Raw genomic sequence first — 16,589 nt, forward strand, 5'->3', positions numbered from 1 at the left:
GGGATCAGAAGATCAGGTTGTAGGTCTCCCAGCCGCTGCCGACCTTGGTGCGGGCGGCGAACGGGGCGGTGGCGCTGCCGGTGCCCTTGTAGTACCAGAGGACTCCGGCGCCGTCGCGGCCGATGAGGTCGACCTTGCCGTCGGCGTTCAGGTCGCTCGGGCCGACGAGCTGGTTGTACGTCTGCCAGCCGCTGCCGACCTTCACGCGGGCGGCGTACGGGGTGGTGGTGCTGCCGGTGCCCTTGTAGAACCAGAGGACTCCGGCGCCGTCGCGGGCGACGAGGTCGGCCTTGCCGTCGGCGTTCAGGTCACCGGTGCTGACGAGCTGGTTGTACGTCTGCCAGCCCGCACCGACCTTGGTACGGGCGGCGAACGGCGAGGCGGGGTTGCCCGTGCCCTTGTAGAACCAGAGCATGCCGGACTTCTCGCGGGCGATCAGGTCCGGTATGGAGTCCCCGCTCAGGTCACGGGCGCCGACGATCCGGTCGTAGATCTGCCAGCCGCCACCGGTCCTGAGCCGGGCCTTGAAGGGGGAGGAGGGATTGCCGGTGCCCTGGTAGTACCAGAGCACGCCGGAGGCGTCCCGGCCGACCATGTCCCCGGTCCCGTCCGCGCGCAGCGCGGTCATCGGGGTGATGGCGTTGAACATGTTCCACCCGCTGCCGACGCGGTACCGGGTCAGGAACGGCGCGGTGGCGCTGCCGGTGCCCTGGTACTGGTAGAGCACGCCGGAGGCGTCACGGGCGAGGAGGTTGTAGCGGTTGGTGGCGGTGACCGGCGCGGTGGTGCCGATCTCCTGGATGTCGCTGGTCCTGACCCAGGCGATGCGGTGGTTGTAACGGATCGGCGTGAAGAGGTTCGTCTTCCCCGAGACCAGCGTGCCGTCGGTGTTGTACGCGCTGAAGTAGTAGTCGCCGGGAGACGACACGCCCGCCTTCGCGTATGCCTGTCCCGCCGGGAGGCTGTACTTCGTCAGGGAAGCGGAGTTCTCCGACTGGACCGGGACACCCGTGCCCGTGTAGGCGGCGTCCTCGGGGTACGCGCGCCCGTAGATCGGGATCGACGTCGCTCCGGCCTTGGCCGTCACCGCGGTCTGGGAGGTGCTGCCGACCGGCGCGGTGAACTGACCGCCCGGGTTGCGGAACCAGGCCTTCTTGCCGCCGTACCAGATCGCGGTCCAGTCCGTCCGGGCCTCGGCGACCACGTACTTGCCGCCCGCGACGACCTTGTCGGCCCAGTTGGGGCCCTCGGACCAGGTCTGCGTGCCCAGGTACGGATCGGTCAGCGCCTTGGCCGGGTCGGCGACAGGCTCGGTGTACAGGTAGCCGAAGTTCGCCGGCTGCGTCGCCACGGCGTTGCCGCCGTACGTCAGCGTGGGCTGGTTCGCCGTGGTGAAGGGGGGCACGACACGCACGAGCTGGCCGGCCTTGAGCAGGCCGCCGGCGCCGCCCGCGCCGGTGGGGGCGCCCATCAGCGACATGTAGTGGTTCCAGTCCCAGAACGGGCCCGGGTCCCAGTGCATCCCCCGCACCTTGGCGTCGAGGACGCCCGGGATCTCGTCGTGGGCGATGATGTGCTCACGGTCCAACGGGATGCCGTACTTGTTGGCCAGGTACTTGACCACGGCCGCGGAGGACTCGTACTGCGGCTCGGTGTACCAGCTGCCCGCCTTGATGGCGTAGCCCTCGTGCTCGATGCCGATCGAGTGCATGTTCGCGGTCTTGTTGCCCGCGTGCCACGCCTCGTTCTTCGTCGCCACCATCTGCGTGACCTGGCCGTCCGAGGCCCGGATCAGGTAGTGCGCGCTCGCGTACGACGCCGGGTTCTGGAAGACCGCCAGAGAGCCCGCGTAGCCGCCCTCGGTGTCATGAATGATGATCTGGCGGATGTCGAAGCCGTTGGCGGGGCGGCTGGCGAGGTTGTAGTTGCCGTCGTTCTGCGAGTACGCAGCGGGCTTGAAGTCGCAGGGGAGGCCCGCCGGGCACTCGATGGCCGGGGCGTCCGTCGTGCCGGCGAAGGCGGCGGCGAGCGGCACGTTCGACGGCTTGACCGGCTCGACCGACGGGTCGGCGGGAAGCGTGACGAGCTCGCCACTCGTGGTGAGCTCCTGCTCCCCCGTCTTGATCGACTCGAAGACGCGCTTCGCGAAGAGGTCGGCGCCCTTCTTGTCGGGCGACTGGCTGTAGCGCGCCACCGCCGGGTACCAGGCGCCCGCCTCGTCGGACAGCTCGGCGCCGGCCTGCTTCTGGTACTCCGCGAGGAGCGCCGCGCCGGCCCGGATGGACTCGGAGGAGTCGTTCTGGACTGCCTCGGCGGTGCCGTCGACCAGCTCGGCGGCCTTGTCCAGCGTGTGCAGCCGCGGGTCGTCGGTGTCGACCGTCTCCTTCGGCAGCGCGCGCAGTGCCTTCTGTGCGTCGAACTTCTTCTCGATGCGCGGATCGCCGCTGCGGTTCATGTGCTCGACGCGGTGCTCGTCCGCGTCGGGCTCCACGTCCTCAGGATCGACGTCCGTCAACCCCATGACGTTGTACGCACCCGTCGTGCTCGGCTCCCCGTCGTGGGACTCCCACCGCGTCTGCCGGTAGGACACCGCCATCAGCACGCTCTGCGGGACGTCGAACTCCGCCGCCGCCTCCGCGAACTGCGTCTGCAGCGACGTTTCTGCGCCGGCCTTGTCGTCCGACGCGCCGAGGATCCCCGGCGACGCCACGGCGATCGTGCCGATCGTGGCGGTGGCGACGACGGCCGCCGCCGCACCGTAAAGCAGCCGTCTCTTCTTGCGGTCCCTGCGGTGCCCCTGGCTCACGCCCACCCCTGTGAAATATTTAGGCCTCAGATGTTTAAACACGTGTTTGAACGCGCGTGAGGGTAACACCCGTTCGAGGCGCGATCATCGCCCACGGACATTTCGGGCACGCGTCTCACTCAATGGGCGCGTCCCTGGACAAGCCGCCGGACACCGTAATGTGGTGGTTGTGACCGTGAACGCTAAGACCACCGCAACCGGTGGCAACACCTGGCGAGACCTTCCCGCGGCGCAGCAGCCCGAGTACCCCGATGCCGAGGCTCTGCGCGATGTGATCGCGGACCTCGAGTCGTATCCGCCGCTCGTCTTCGCGGGCGAGTGCGATCAGCTGCGCGCCCGCATGGGAGCCGTCGCCCGTGGCGAGGCGTTCCTGCTCCAGGGCGGCGACTGCGCCGAGGCCTTCGACGCCGTGTCCGCCGACCACATCCGTGCCAAGCTCAAGACGCTGCTCCAGATGAGCGCCGTCCTGACGTACGCGGCCTCCGTGCCCGTCGTCAAGGTCGGCCGGATCGCCGGGCAGTACTCCAAGCCCCGCTCCAAGGGGACCGAGACCCGCGACGGCGTGACCCTGCCGACGTACCGCGGCGACTCGGTCAACGGCTTCGACTTCAACGAGAAGGCCCGCGTCCCGGACCCCGAGCGTCTGAAGCGGATGTACAACGCGTCCGCCTCCACGCTCAACCTGGTGCGCGCCTTCACGACCGGTGGCTACGCCGACCTGCGCCAGGTACACGCCTGGAACCAGGACTTCGTGAAGTCGTCCCCCTCGGGTCAGCGCTACGAGCAGCTGGCGCGCGAGATCGACAACGCGCTGAACTTCATGAAGGCCTGCGGCACCGACCCGGCCGAGTTCAAGGCCGTCGAGTTCTACGCCTCCCACGAGGCGCTGCTGCTCGACTACGAGGGCGCCCTCACCCGTACGGACTCGCGTACCGGCAAGCTGTATAACACCTCCGGCCACATGGTCTGGATCGGTGAGCGCACCCGCCAGCTGGACCACGCCCACATCGAGTTCGCCTCGCAGATCGCGAACCCGATCGGCATCAAGCTCGGCCCGACGACCACGGTCGACGACGCGCTGACGTACATCGACCGGCTCGACCCGGAGCGCGAGCCCGGCCGGCTCACCTTCATCGTCCGCATGGGCGCCGACAAGGTCCGGGACAAGCTTCCGGAGCTGGTCGAGAAGGTCACCGCCTCGGGCGCGACCGTCGCCTGGGTCACCGACCCGATGCACGGCAACACCTTCGAGGCGGCCTCCGGCCACAAGACCCGGCGCTTCGACGACGTGCTCGACGAGGTCAAGGGCTTCTTCGAGGTCCACAAGAGCCTCGGTACGCACCCGGGCGGCATCCATGTCGAGCTCACCGGTGACGACGTCACCGAGTGCGTGGGCGGCGGCGACGAGATCTTCGTCGACGACCTGCACCAGCGCTACGAGACGGCCTGCGACCCGCGACTGAACCGGAGCCAGTCCCTGGACCTGGCGTTCCTGGTGGCGGAGATGTACCGCGATCAGTAAGTAGCTTCGTACGACGATGGGGCGCGGATCCATGTGATCCGCGCCCCATCGTCGTCGGGAGGGCTTTTGAGCCTCGTGAGCGCCGGGTAAGGTTAGGTTAGCCTTATCGATCTCGGCAGGAGGTGAACCGCGTGTACGTATGCTCATGCTTCGGTGTCACGGAGAAGCAGGTCCAGGAGCACGCGGACGCGGGCGCCTGCACGCCTCGCCAGATCGCCTCGGCCTGCAAGGCCGGAACCGACTGCGGTTCGTGCGTACGACGTATTCAGGCCATTCTCGGGCGCGGCAACTGCCCGCGGCGGGAGCTCCTGGACCAGGGGCTGCCGGCGCTGACCTCGGTCTCGGACCCCGAGGATCTGCAGGACCTGCCTGAGGCGGCCTAGGCCTGCCTCAGCTCGGCTGCTCGATCAGCGTCGAGATGTAGAGCGCCTCGCCCAGGCTCTCGATCAGCTCCAGCTGGGTGTCGAGGTAGTCGATGTGGTGCTCCTCGTCGGCCAGGATCTCCTCGAAGAGGTTGGCCGAGGTGATGTCCCCCTTGGCCCGCATGACCTCGATGCCGCGCTTGAGGCGGTCGATCGCCTCGACCTCCACCTGGCGGTCCGCCTTGAACATCTCGGTCACCGTCTGACCGACCCGCACATGGAAGAGCCGCTGGTAGTTGGGCAGGCCGTCCAGCATCAGGATGCGCTCGGTCAGCTTGTCCGCGTGCTTCATCTCGTCGATGGACTCTTCGCGGGTGTACTTGGCGAGTTTCGCCCAGCCCTTGTTGTCCTGGATGCGGTAGTGCAGCCAGTACTGGTTGATGGCCGTCAGCTCGCCGGTCAGCTGCTCGTTGAGGAACTCGAGGACCTCGGGGTCGCCCTGCATCGCAGAGGCTCCTTCCACGCATGTCTGGGTCGTGACTGGGCAGGATGGCCGCATCCTTGCACCACGGATGGGGGGCGTCCAGTAAGTGGAGGCTTAGTGGGACTTGCCCCGAATCGTGCGCGCGTGCGAGGTTGCCTGGTCATGACCACCCCTCGCGGTCTGTCACCATGGATGACATGGGTCAGCCGGAGAGCGGAGTACGCCGGGAAGCAGAGCAGTCGGATCTTCCGCCGGGACAGCGGCTGCAGCGCGGCTGGCCGGTCACCCATTACGGCCCCGTCCCCAAGTTCAAGCCGGACCGCTGGGAGTTCCGGGTCTTCGGGGCGACGGCGGACGGCGACAAGCGGTGCTGGAACCACGAGGAGTTCTCGGCGCTCCCGTTCTCGACGGTCGTGGCCGATCTGCACTGCGTCACGAAATTCAGCATGCTCGGGGCCGAATGGGGTGGCGTGCCCGCCCGGACGATCCTGGAGCTGGCCCCGCCTGCCCCCGGTGTCACGCATGTGATGGTCTGGGCCGAGTACGGCTTCAGCGCGAACATGCGGCTGGCCGACTTCGCCGCCGAGGGCACCATCTTCGCCACCCACAAGGACGGTGAGCTGCTCACCGCCGAGCACGGCTTCCCGCTGCGGCTCGTCGTCCCGCACCTCTACGCCTGGAAGGGGCCCAAGTGGGTCCGGGGCGTGGAGTACATGACCGCCGATCGCCGGGGCTTCTGGGAGGAGCGCGGCTATCACAACATCGGCGACCCCTGGAAGGAACAGCGGTACTCGTACCAGGAGGAGCCGGGCGACGGCCCGGAGCTCTAGGCGCCCCGGGCCGGACGGCTCAGTGGTGGTACCGGTGCACCACCGCGTGGCCCTTGCCGCGGCCGATCATCCACTTGTTGACGGGTGTGGTGATCAGGAAGGCGATGAGGAAGGCGAAGGCGAGGGCGCCCCAGAACAGCGCGTCCGAGAGATGCGCGTCCATCGCTCCCGGGACCAGGAGCAGGACTCCGTTGTCGACGATCTCCATGACGAGGATCGAGAGGGTGTCGGCGGCGAGCGCGACACCGACGGCCGCCTTCAGGCTCAGGCCGGCGCGGACGACCGCCCACAGGGTGAGCGAGTAGCCGAAGAAGAAGGCCAGGGCGATGGCGAGGACCATCGTCGGGGCGTTGCCCCAGCCGAGCGCGGTGCCGATGATCATGCCGAGGACCTCGCCGACGGCGCATCCGGTGAGGCAGTGGAGGGTCGCCTTCATCGCCATGGACCAGCTGGCCTTGCCGGGGCCGTGGCCCTCGTGGGCGTGGTGGCCCTCGTGAGAGGTGGCGTGGTGATGCGCGTGCGCTTCGTGGTGCTCCATGGGTCCCCCAACGACCGGTGGCGGTTCCTGTTGCTACACAGGAACCGTATACCCCCTAGGGGTATTCCTCAACGCCTCACCCCCGGAGCTTCTTCAGCCTCTCCACGTCCGCCGCATGCCCTTCCTTGCCGCCCGGCGTCTCGATGATCAGAGGTACGCCCTCGGTCGCGTGGTGCCGCATCAGCTCGCGGAACGGCTCTTCGCCGATATGGCCGGCCCCGATGTTCGCGTGCCGGTCCTTGTGCGCGCCGACGACGTCCTTGGAGTCGTTGGCGTGGATCAGTTTCAGCCGTCCCTCGCCCACGGTCGCGACCAGCTGGTCGAGCGTCTGCGCCATGCCGTGCGGGCCGGTCAGATCGTGGCCCGCCGCGAAGATGTGGCAGGTGTCGAGGCAGATCCCGAGCTTCGGGTGGCGGTCGAGCGCGTCGAAGTACGGGCCGAAGTCCTCCGCCCGCGAGCAGAGCGAGAAGCCCTGCCCCGCCGTCGACTCCAGCAGCAGGAACGGGTCGTCCGGGTGCGTCAGCTCGTCCAGCAGAGGCCGCATCCGCTCCCGTACCTGCGCCAGCGCCTCCGCGCGAGGGCGGCCTCCGGTCGCCGATCCGGTGTGCACCACCACGCCCTTCGCGCCGATCTCCCGGCCCCGGCGCAGCGAGTGCCGCAGCGACTCCACCGACCGGTCGACGGTGGCCTCGGTGTGGGAGCCGAAGTTGATCAGGTACGGGGCGTGGACCCAGGCCGACAGGGACTCCGCCTCGCACGCGGCGCGGAACAGCTCGTCCTGCCGCGGGTTGCCCACGGGGGTCGCCCAGCCCCGGGGGTTGGCGACGAAGACCTGGACGGTCTCGGCGCCCAGCTCGCGGGCGTAGCCGAGACCCACCGTGGCGAGGCCGCCGGCCACGGGGACATGGCCGCCGACGGGGTTGCGCATGAGTTCTTACAGTCCCTTGATCGTGATCGTGATGGTGGAGCCCTCGGGGGCGGTGGAGCCGCCGTCGACCGACTGGCCCGAGACGGTGTCCCCGAGGAAGGGGAAGGTCTTCTCGACCTTCACCTCGAAGCCCGCCCCCTCCAGGGCCTGCCGCGCCGCGTCGGCCGACTCGCCCGTCACGTCGGGGACCTCGATCATCCGGGGGCCCTTGGAGACGGTCAGGACGATCCGGTCGCCCTTCGCGGCACGGCTGCCCTCGGCGAGCGACTGCGCCGCCACCGTGCCCGCCTCCTCGGAGGAGTGGATCTGCTCGGTCGCGACCCGCACGCTGAGACCGGCGTCCTGGAGCGTGCGGGTGGCGTCGGCCACCGACTCGCCGGCCACGTCGGGCACGTCGACGGGGCTGCCCTTGCTGACCGTGAGCGCGACGGCTGAGTCCGGGCTGCGCTCGGTGCCGGGCTCGGGGTCGGAGCCGATCACGGCGCCCTGCGCGACGTCCTCGCTGAAGGCGCTGGTGATCACGCCGGGGGCCAGACCCTCCTTCGCCAGGAGCCGCTTGGCCTCCGCCAGCGGCTTCCCCTTCAGGTTCGGGACCTTCACGATCTCGGGACCCCGGGAGATGGTCAGGGTGACCGTGCCGTTGCCTCGGATCCGCGCGCCGGAGGCGGGGTCGGTGGCCATGACCGTGCCGCGCTCGTACACCTCGCTGAACGCCCGCTTCGTCGTGCCGACGTCCAGCCCCGCGTCCGTGAGGCGCCCGGTCGCCTCGCTCTCGGTCTGGCCGAGGACGGCGGGCACCCGCGTGAACTGGCCGGAGTTGATGTACCAGACGCCGCCGCCGAGCCCCAGGACGAGCAGAACGGCGGCGACGACGAGGAGCGGCCCACGGGGCGGACCAGCGGGGTTCCGGCGTCGCGACGGAGGCTCGGGCGGCGGCATGGTCAGCCGGCTGGTGTGCTGCACCGGCTGCTCGGTCTCGGTCTCCACGGGCAGGATCCGGGGGATCACGCTGGTCCGGTCCTCGGAGCCGGTCCGGTCCTCGGGGTGGGCCTGCGGCGGGACCGCGTCCAGCTGCTCGTCCCGGAGCGTGGCCCGGGCCTCACGGGCCTGCGCGAGGAGCGCGACGGCGTCGTGCGGGCGGATGTCGGGGTTGCGGGCGGTGGCGCTCGCCACGAGCTCGTCCAGCTCCAGGGCGAGGCCGGGGACGGCCGCCGAGGGGGCGGGCACGTCGGTGTTCAGGTGCTGGTAGAGGACCTGGGCGGGGGTGTCCCCGGAGTGCGGCTTGCCGCCCGTCAGCATCTCGTACAGGACGACACCACAGGCGTACACGTCGGCGCGGGTGTCGGCGGTGCCGTGCTCGATCTGCTCCGGGGCCAGGTACGAGACGGTGCCGAGGACGGAGCCGGTGGTGTTCGTGGCCGAGCCGACCGCGCGGACGAGACCGAAGTCGGCGACCTTCACCCGGCCGTCGTCCCCTATGAGGACGTTCTCGGGCTTCATGTCACGGTGGACGAACCCGGCCCGGTGCGCGGCACCCAGCGCGGCGAGCACCGGCTCCAGGACGTCGAGCGCGGCGCGCGGCTGGAGCGCCCCGCGCTCGCGCAGCACGTCGCGGAGGGTGCACCCGGCCACGTACTCCATGGCGAGGTAGACGTACGCGCCGTCCGCGCCCTGGTCGAAGACCCCGACGACGTTGGGGTGGGAGAGCCGGGCGACGGACTTGGCCTCGCGGATGAAGCGCTCGACGAACGTGGCGTCGGAGGCGAGGGCCGGGTGCATCACCTTGAGCGCGAGCACCCGGTCGAGGCGGATGTCGACGGCCCGGTAGACCGTGGCCATCCCGCCGACGGCGATGCGCGCGTCGACGCGGTAGCGGCCGTCGAGCAGCTGCCCGACGAGAGGGTCCTGAAGGGTCGTGTCCACGGCCCCGAGTTTACGAGCCGCCGAGCACCACCCGCCTCCACCGCCCCCGACCGCAGCACAGCTGTGACGTGCGGCCCCGTGTCAGAACGCCGGGCGCTCCGGGTCCAGGGCGCCCCGGCCGTCCGTGGGGGAGGAGGCCCGGGCGAAGTGGCGCCGGGGGATGCGGCCCGCCCGGTGGGCCAGCCGGCCCGCCTCCACCGCGTGGCGCATGCCCTCCGCCATCAGGACCGGGTCCTGGGCCCGTGTCACCGCGGAGGCGAGCATGACCGCCGAGCACCCCAGCTCCATCGCCTGCGCCACGTCCGAGGCGGTTCCGGCCCCCGCGTCCAGGATCACCGGCACGCCCGCGGACTCCACGATCAGCTCGAAGTTGTGCGGGTTGCGGATACCGAGCCCGGAACCGATCGGCGAGCCGAGCGGCATGACCGCCGCGCAGCCCACGTCCTCCAGCTTCCGTGCGAGGACCGGGTCGTCGCTGGTGTACGGCAGGACGGTGAAGCCGTCGTCCACCAGCGTCTCCGCCGCTTCCAGCGTCTCGACGGGGTCCGGCAGCAGGGTCCGCTCGTCGGCGATGACCTCCAGCTTGATCCAGTCGGTACCGAGCGCCTCCCGGGCCAGGCGGGCGGTGAGGACGGCCTCGCCCGCCGTGTAGCAGCCCGCGGTGTTCGGCAGGACGCGGATCGAGAGCCGGTTCAGGACGGACAGGACCGAGCCCTGGACGGTCGGGTCCAGACGGCGCATGGCGACGGTCGTCAGCTCGGTGCCGCTGACGGCCAGCGAGCGTTCGAGCACGTCGAGGCTGGGCGCCCCGCCGGTTCCCATGATCAGCCGCGAGGAGAACTCCGTACCGCCGAGGAGGAAGGTGTCGTCGGACACGGCGCTCAGCCTCCCTGCACGGCGGTGAGGATCTCGACCCGGTCGCCCTCGACGAGGACGGTCGCGGACCACTGGCTGCGCGGCACGACGCTCTCGTTGACCGCCGCGGCCACGCCCGACGGCGCGGCCGTCAGCGTCGCCACCAGCACGTCGAGGGTGGTGGGCCCGGCGAGGACACGCGCCTCGCCGTTGACGGAGACGTTCGCCGGGCCGTTCGCCGACGTGCCGGTCGGGCTGTTCGTCGAGACGTTCATGCGGGCTGCTCCTGTCGTACGGGGGAGAAGCGGCGGGGAGTGAAGGGGCGGGCCTCGTCCGGGAGCACGCCCGTGGTGAGCAGCTCGGCCATGACGTCGCCGGTGACCGGCGTGAGCAGGACCCCGTTGCGGTAGTGCCCGGTGGCCAGCTGGAGGCCGGGCAGCGCGGTCGGGCCGAGCAGGGGCGCGTTGTCGGGGGAGGCGGGCCGCAGACCCGCCAGCGTCTCGGTGAGCGGCAGCTCGGTGAGTCCGGGTACCAGCTCGTGGGCGTCCCGGAGCAGCTCGTAGACCCCGCCCGCCGTGACGGTGGTGTCCCAGCCCAGCTCCTCGCTGGTCGCGCCGACCACCAGCTCCCCGCTCTCGCGGGGCACCAGATAGACGTGGCTGCCGCGGACGACGGCGCGGACGGTCCGGGACAGGAACGGGGCGAACGCGGGCGGCACGGTGAGCCGCAGCACCTGACCCTTCACCGGGCGTACGGGAGGCAGGACGTCCCGCGGCACGCCGGCGAGCCGCCCGCTGAGGCTGCCCGCGGCCAGCACGACCTGCTCCGCGGTGAGCTCGGAGCCGTCCGTGAGCACCACGCCCGTGGCCCGGTCCCGTACGACCGTCAGCCGCTCGGCGAGGTCCAGGTGGAAGACCACCCCGGCCCGCTCGCAGGCGGTGACCAGCGCGGCGGCGAGCCGGCGCGGATCGACCTGGTGGTCGCCGTCGACCCGGAGCCCGCCGCGCACGCCCGGCGCCAGCATCGGCTCCAGACGCCGGCAGTCGCGCCCGCTGAGCCACTCCGACTCCAGGCCGCAGCGGATCTGCAGGGCGTGCAGCTCGCGCAGATGCGCCCGGTCGTCGGCGTCGAGGGCGACGGCGAGCGTGCCGGAGGCGCGGTAGCCGACGTCCTGCCCCGTGGTGTCCCGGAGTTCGGCGACGAACTCCGGATAGCGGCGCGCGGAGGCGAGGTTGAGGGCGAGCAGCGTCTCCTCGCCGTAGTGGAGTTCGGTGACGGCGGCCAGCATCCCGGCCGCCACCCGGGCGGCCCCGCCGCCCGGTTCGGGGTCCACGACCGCGGCGCCCAGCCCGCGCTGCGCGGCCCGCCAGGCCGTGACCAGGCCGATGATTCCGCCTCCGACGACGAGAACGTCCGAGGTACTGCGTGTACGCGACATGGGCGTCCAGCCCCTCCCTTCGCCGGCATGACCCGGATCAGGTTCGTACGGTCGGAGGCCGGTCAGCCTCCCTCTCAGCCCGGTGCGTCCGGGCTCCCGCGAGTGCTCTACGTTGACGGTCAGCGTAACCCCCGCCCCCGACGCCCAGTAAGGGAGCCTCCGTGACCCGCCCTCCCGTCTCCCGCCACCACCCTGGACCGACGGGCTCCGCCCCGGCCTCTCCGTCTCTCGACGGACTCGTCCTCGTCCCCGTCGCCGACCAGGCGCCCGGCCAGGTCGGGACGCGCACCAAGTTCACGTACCACGAGGAGGACGGCCGGATCTGGGCCGAGTACGCGGGCGGGGACGTGGTCCGCGGGAATCTCGTCGGCACGCGCGCGGGGGACCGGCTCGACTTCCGTTACGTGCAGTTGAAGAGGGACGGATCGACCTCTTCCGGGCATTGCGTCTCCACCGTCGTGGAGCTGCCCGACGGCCGCGTTCGACTGGAGGAGAGCTGGGCATGGGAGTCCCAGGAGGGCTCCGGCACCAGTGTCGTGGAGCAGCGGCCTTCCTGATGGTGCGTCAGATACGTAAGGTGATCGGGTGAGCGAGCAGAAGCAGGCACAGCAGCGGGTCGTCGTCGTGGGCGCCGGGATGGCGGGGGTGCAGACCGCCGTCGCCCTGCGCGAGCAGGGCTTCACCGGCGCGGTCACCCTCATCGGGGCCGAGCCCCACCAGCCCTACGACCGCCCGCCCCTCTCCAAGGCGGTCCTCCTCGGCAAGGCCGAGGACTCCGCCTTCGACGTCGACTTCGAGGCGCTCGCCATCGAACTGCGCCTCGGCCTCGACGTGACCGGGCTGCGGGCCGGCGCCCACGAGGTCGACACCGAGGCCGGGCCCGTCCCGTACGACGTCCTGGTCGTCGCCACCGGCGCCGAACCCGTCACCCTCCCCGGCACCGAGGGCGTGCCCGGGGTCCATCTGCTCCGCACCCTCGACGACGCCGCCCGACTCAAGCCCGTCCTGGAGCGGCGGCACGACATCGTGGTGGTCGGCGCCGGCTGGATCGGCGCCGAGTTCGCCACCGCCGCCCGCGAGGCGGGCTGCGCGGTCACCGTCGTCGAGGCCGCCGACCGCCCGCTCGCCGGTGCGCTGCCCGTCGAGGTCTCCGCCCCGATGGCCCGCTGGTACGAGGAGAGCGGCGCCCAACTCCTCACCCACGCGCGCGTGGACCGGATCGAGCCCGGCACGGTGCACCTGGCCGACGGCCGGCGGCTGCCCGCCGACGCGGTCGTCGTCGGCATCGGCGCCCGGCCCGCCACCCGCTGGCTCGCCGGCTCCGGCATCGCCCTCGACGCCGACGGCTCCGTCACCGCCGACGACCGGCTGCGCACCTCGCTGCCCGACGTGTACGCCGTCGGCGACTGCGCCTCGTTCCCCTCCGCCCGCTACGGCGCCCGGCTCCTGGTCCACCACTGGGACAACGCGCTCCAGGGCCCCCGTACCGTCGCGGCCGACATCATCGGCGAGACCCCCGGGGTATACGACCCGGTGCCGTACTTCTGGTCCGAGCAGTTCGGCCGCTTCGTGCAGTACGCCGGACATCACGCCGGAGACTCCGAACTGGTCCACCGAGGGGATCCGGCCGAGCCCTCCTGGTCCGCGCTGTGGCTGCGCGACGGCGCCCTGGTGGCCCTGCTCGCCGTCGGCCGCCCCCGCGACCTGGCCCAGGGGCGCAAGCTGATCGAGTCCGGCGCGCGGCTCGACCCGGAGCGCGCCGCCGACTCCACCGTCCCCCTGAAGGCGGCAGTCCTGTAGGCCCGACTACCGGCTGTCAGTCCGGGATGGCAGGCTTGTCCCGTGACCGAGATTGACGCAAAGACCGATGCTCTCGTCCCCGCCTGGCTCTACCTCCCCGACATCGCGGAAATGCTCGACGTCGAGGTGACGCGCGTGCGGCAGCTGGTCAAGGAGGGCCAGCTCATCGCCGTGCGCCGCGGCGAGAACAAGGCGCTCCAGGTGCCCGCCGCCTTCATCGACGGCGACAAGGTGGTCAAGGGGCTCTCCGGGACCCTGACCCTCCTGAGGGACGACGGCTTCTCCGACGAAGAGATGCTGGAGTGGCTTTTCACTCCCGACCCGACCCTGCCGGGCACGCCCGCGCAGGCCCTCAGCGAGAATCGCGGCACGGAGGTGAAGCGCCGCGCCCAGGCGCTCGCCGTCTGACGCACCGAAGACACCACAAGGAGTCCCCGGGGGCCGGGTCCGCCCGGCCCCCGGGGTCACCGCACTCAACGGGGGGAAGCACCCATGTCCACGTCTCGCGCGCAGCTCGCCGACGCCCGGCTCTACCTCTGTACGGACGCCCGCCGGCGCCAGGGCGACCTGCCCGCGTTCCTCGACGCCGTGCTCTCCTCCGGCGTGGACATCGTGCAGCTGCGCGACAAGGGCATGGAGGCCGGCGAGGAGCTGGAGCACCTCGCCGTGTTCGCCGAGGCCTGCCGTCGCCACGGCACGCTGCTCTCCGTGAACGACCGGGCCGACGTCGCCCACGCCATCGGCTCCGACGTGCTGCACCTGGGCCAGGGCGACCTCCCGGTGCCCGCCGCCCGCGCGATCCTCGGCGAGGAGATCCTCATCGGACGGTCCTGCCACGCCGAGTCCGAGGTGGACGCGGCCGTGGCCGAGCCCGGCGTGGACTACTTCTGCACCGGCCCCTGCTGGCCCACCCCCACCAAGCCCGGGCGGTACGCCCCCGGCCTCGGCCTCGTGCGCCACGCGGCCGCCCTGGAGCAGGACCGGCCCTGGTTCGCCATCGGCGGGATCGACGAGACCAACCTGGACGAGGTCCTGGACGCCGGAGCGCGCCGGATCGTGGTCGTCCGGGCGATCACCGAGGCCGACGACCCGGCCGCGGCCGCCTCCCGGCTGGCCAAGCGGGTCCGCGAGCGCCTCTAGCCGACGCCCCGGCCCTCACCGTCCGGTTTGTCGTAACGTCCGAGAGGCCCACCCGTCCGCTGGGCGATGTCCAAAATCGTGTCCATTACTCGGACGCTGCTTCGTCGGCCGTGGCACCCCGTCTAACCTGCCGGTATGGCCCTTGGTACCGCTTCCACCCGCTCGGACCGCGCGCGAACGGTCCGCGACATCCTCGCCTCCGGCGGGCCTTCGTACTCCTTCGAGTTCTACGCGCCCAGGACCGAGAAGGGCGAGCGAAGCCTCTGGAACGCCCTGCGACGGGTCGAGGCGGTCGGCCCCAGCTTCGTCTCCGTGACCTACGGAGCCGGCGGCTCCACCCGCGGCGGCACCGTCAAGGCCACCCAGAAGATCGCCGGCGACACCACCCTCACCCCCGTCGCCCACCTCACCGCCGTCGACCACTCGATCGCCGAGCTGCGCAACGTCCTGGGCCAGTACGCCGACGCCGGCATCCGCAACATGCTCGCCCTGCGCGGCGACCCGCCGGGCGACCCGCTGGGGGAGTGGATCGAGCACCCCGAGGGCGTCCGGTACGCCGCCGACCTGGTCCGGCTGATCAAGGAGTCCGGCGACTTCTGCGTCGGCGTCGCGGCCTTCCCCGAGATGCACCCGCGCTCCACCGACTGGGACACGGACATCCGTCACTTCGTGGACAAGTGCCGGGCCGGCGCGGACTACGCCATCACCCAGATGTTCTTCGACCCCGAGAACTATCTGCGGTTGCGCGACAGCGCGGCGAAGGCCGGCTGCGAGACGCCGATCATCCCCGAAGTCATGCCCGTTGTGAACGTGAAGACCCTCGACCGGCTGCCCCAGCTGAGCAACGCGACCTTCCCCGCCCATGTGAAAGACCGCATCCTCGCCGTCAAGGACGATCCGGCCGCTGTACGCTCCATGGGCATCGAGTTCGCGACGGAGTTCTGCGCGCGTCTGCTCTCCGAGGGTGTCCCCGGACTGCACTTCATCACGCTGAACAACTCCACCGCGACGCTGGAGATCTACGAGAATCTCGGACTGCACGTGCAGTCGTGACCGGCGTACCCGCCCCAGACCCGCGGCGGTGGCCGTAGGTAGGAGAGGGGCGGGCATGGGGTGGACGGTCCTCTACATCGCGTTCGGTGTCGTCGCGTTGTGGCTGCTGGGCGAGGTGCTCCTGCAGTACAAGGCGAGGCTGCGCTGGCGTGTGCTCGCCTTCTGCGGCTTCCTCGGAGTCGTCCTCGGCGTGCTGATGCCGTCCGTCGCGGTGATCATCGTGGGCGCGGTGGCCTTCGCCGTCGGCCAGACCTACGTGACCCTCTCGTTCCGGCGCGGCTTCTCCACCGGGTGGGCGATCGGAGGCAGCCCCGGCGCGAGCCGGCGGCGCAAGTCCGGCGCGCCCGTCGAGGCCGGCCCCACCCTGGAGGTCAGCGACCTCTCCTACGAGCAGGCCGACCCGTCCCCCGCCGAGACCACCGCCGTCTACGAGCCCCAGCCGATGCCCGAGGACACCGGCCAGTACGGCGTGTACGACACCTCGTACGACCACTCCCAGGCACCCGCCGAGGCGCCGCAGCACGCCTACGGGGAGTACGACGGCTACGGCACGCAGGGCGCACCGGGCTACGCCCAGCAGCCCGGCGGCTACGAGGAGCAGCCCGGCTACGCGCAGCCCGCCTACGACTACGGCACCGGCCAGCAGCAGTACGCCACCTACTCGGACCCGTACATCGGCCCGACCGCGGACGGCCAGCAGTACGCCGGGTACGACTACGGCACGGACGGCCGGCAGCAGCCCTACGCGGACCCGTACGCCCCCTCGTACGGCTACGACACGCCGCCCGGCGGCGTCTGGGTGCCCCAGCAGCGCGACGGCGAGCAGCCCGCGCAGCCGCCGCAGCAGGGATACGAGAGCTACGAGCCGTACAACAACGACCAGCAGTACCGGTACTAGGAGTGTCAGGCG

At 71.1% G+C, this 16,589-nt stretch carries 17 protein-coding genes and 1 riboswitch; of the genes, 9 read left to right on the forward strand and 8 right to left on the reverse strand.

Annotated elements, in window-relative coordinates; genetic code table 11:
- Nucleotides 1-4: 4 nt before the first annotated feature.
- The gene (locus ACF1G2_RS10060) at nt 5-2,806 is read right to left on the reverse strand and encodes an N-acetylmuramoyl-L-alanine amidase (protein WP_391797820.1); all 2,802 of its coding nucleotides are present in this window, start codon (nt 2,804-2,806) and stop codon (nt 5-7) included.
- Between the two features lie 169 nt (nt 2,807-2,975).
- On the opposite strand from ACF1G2_RS10060, the gene ACF1G2_RS10065 reads away from it, so the two are divergent.
- Both ACF1G2_RS10065 and ACF1G2_RS10070 read left to right on the forward strand, forming a co-directional pair.
- The gene (locus ACF1G2_RS10065; protein ID WP_391797821.1) at nt 2,976-4,328 is read left to right on the forward strand and encodes a class II 3-deoxy-7-phosphoheptulonate synthase; all 1,353 of its coding nucleotides are present in this window, start codon (nt 2,976-2,978) and stop codon (nt 4,326-4,328) included.
- Between the two features lie 122 nt (nt 4,329-4,450).
- Nucleotides 4,451-4,711, forward strand: coding sequence for a bacterioferritin-associated ferredoxin (locus ACF1G2_RS10070; RefSeq protein WP_391797822.1), 261 nt, complete (start codon nt 4,451-4,453; stop codon nt 4,709-4,711).
- 7 nt (nt 4,712-4,718) lie between these two features.
- On the opposite strand, the gene bfr is transcribed toward ACF1G2_RS10070, so the two are convergent.
- On the reverse strand, nt 4,719-5,195 hold the full coding sequence (gene bfr, locus ACF1G2_RS10075) for a bacterioferritin (RefSeq protein ID WP_352191833.1): 477 nt from the start codon (nt 5,193-5,195) through the stop codon (nt 4,719-4,721).
- A 176-nt stretch (nt 5,196-5,371) separates the two neighbouring features.
- On the opposite strand from bfr, the gene ACF1G2_RS10080 reads away from it, so the two are divergent.
- On the forward strand, nt 5,372-6,004 hold the full coding sequence (locus tag ACF1G2_RS10080; RefSeq protein ID WP_383221387.1) for a sulfite oxidase-like oxidoreductase: 633 nt from the start codon (nt 5,372-5,374) through the stop codon (nt 6,002-6,004).
- Between the two features lie 19 nt (nt 6,005-6,023).
- Here ACF1G2_RS10080 and ACF1G2_RS10085 read toward each other — a convergent pair whose 3' ends face one another.
- From ACF1G2_RS10085 to thiO, 6 genes are all read right to left on the reverse strand, one after another.
- Complete coding sequence (locus ACF1G2_RS10085) at nt 6,024-6,542, reverse strand: DUF4396 domain-containing protein (protein ID WP_391797823.1); 519 nt, start codon at nt 6,540-6,542, stop codon at nt 6,024-6,026.
- A 76-nt stretch (nt 6,543-6,618) separates the two neighbouring features.
- Nucleotides 6,619-7,470: a deoxyribonuclease IV gene (locus ACF1G2_RS10090; protein WP_391797824.1), complete on the reverse strand. Its 852-nt coding sequence runs from the start codon at nt 7,468-7,470 to the stop codon at nt 6,619-6,621.
- A 6-nt stretch (nt 7,471-7,476) separates the two neighbouring features.
- Entirely contained in the window at nt 7,477-9,393 is a 1,917-nt protein-coding gene (pknB, locus tag ACF1G2_RS10095) for a Stk1 family PASTA domain-containing Ser/Thr kinase (protein WP_391797825.1), read from the reverse strand.
- A gap of 81 nt (nt 9,394-9,474) precedes the next feature.
- On the reverse strand, nt 9,475-10,269 hold the full coding sequence (locus ACF1G2_RS10100; RefSeq protein ID WP_391797826.1) for a thiazole synthase: 795 nt from the start codon (nt 10,267-10,269) through the stop codon (nt 9,475-9,477).
- A 5-nt stretch (nt 10,270-10,274) separates the two neighbouring features.
- Nucleotides 10,275-10,523, reverse strand: coding sequence for a sulfur carrier protein ThiS (gene thiS / locus ACF1G2_RS10105; RefSeq protein WP_391797827.1), 249 nt, complete (start codon nt 10,521-10,523; stop codon nt 10,275-10,277).
- On the reverse strand, nt 10,520-11,686 hold the full coding sequence (gene thiO, locus ACF1G2_RS10110) for a glycine oxidase ThiO (protein ID WP_391797828.1): 1,167 nt from the start codon (nt 11,684-11,686) through the stop codon (nt 10,520-10,522). Before thiO ends, thiS begins: the two co-directional genes overlap by 4 nt.
- Nucleotides 11,684-11,796: riboswitch (TPP riboswitch) on the reverse strand. It overlaps the preceding gene by 3 nt.
- Before the next feature lie 51 nt (nt 11,797-11,847).
- Here thiO and ACF1G2_RS10115 point away from each other — a divergent pair.
- From ACF1G2_RS10115 to ACF1G2_RS10140, 6 genes are all read left to right on the forward strand, one after another.
- Complete coding sequence (locus ACF1G2_RS10115) at nt 11,848-12,243, forward strand: hypothetical protein (RefSeq protein ID WP_391797829.1); 396 nt, start codon at nt 11,848-11,850, stop codon at nt 12,241-12,243.
- A gap of 28 nt (nt 12,244-12,271) precedes the next feature.
- Nucleotides 12,272-13,486, forward strand: a complete 1,215-nt coding sequence (locus tag ACF1G2_RS10120; protein ID WP_391797830.1) for an NAD(P)/FAD-dependent oxidoreductase — start codon at nt 12,272-12,274, stop codon at nt 13,484-13,486.
- Nucleotides 13,487-13,528: 42 nt separating this feature from the next.
- Nucleotides 13,529-13,894 carry an Rv2175c family DNA-binding protein gene (locus ACF1G2_RS10125; protein WP_391797831.1) on the forward strand — a complete coding sequence of 122 codons (366 nt, stop codon included), beginning with the start codon at nt 13,529-13,531 and terminating at the stop codon, nt 13,892-13,894.
- 84 nt (nt 13,895-13,978) lie between these two features.
- Entirely contained in the window at nt 13,979-14,626 is a 648-nt protein-coding gene (gene thiE, locus ACF1G2_RS10130; protein WP_391797832.1) for a thiamine phosphate synthase, read from the forward strand.
- Between the two features lie 135 nt (nt 14,627-14,761).
- Complete coding sequence (metF, locus tag ACF1G2_RS10135; RefSeq protein ID WP_391797833.1) at nt 14,762-15,679, forward strand: methylenetetrahydrofolate reductase [NAD(P)H]; 918 nt, start codon at nt 14,762-14,764, stop codon at nt 15,677-15,679.
- A 55-nt stretch (nt 15,680-15,734) separates the two neighbouring features.
- The gene (locus ACF1G2_RS10140; protein WP_391797834.1) at nt 15,735-16,577 is read left to right on the forward strand and encodes a hypothetical protein; all 843 of its coding nucleotides are present in this window, start codon (nt 15,735-15,737) and stop codon (nt 16,575-16,577) included.
- Nucleotides 16,578-16,589: the final 12 nt, after the last annotated feature.

Source organism: Streptomyces sp. NPDC013457 (assembly GCF_043089925.1).
Taxonomy (GTDB): Bacteria; Actinomycetota; Actinomycetes; order Streptomycetales; family Streptomycetaceae; genus Streptomyces.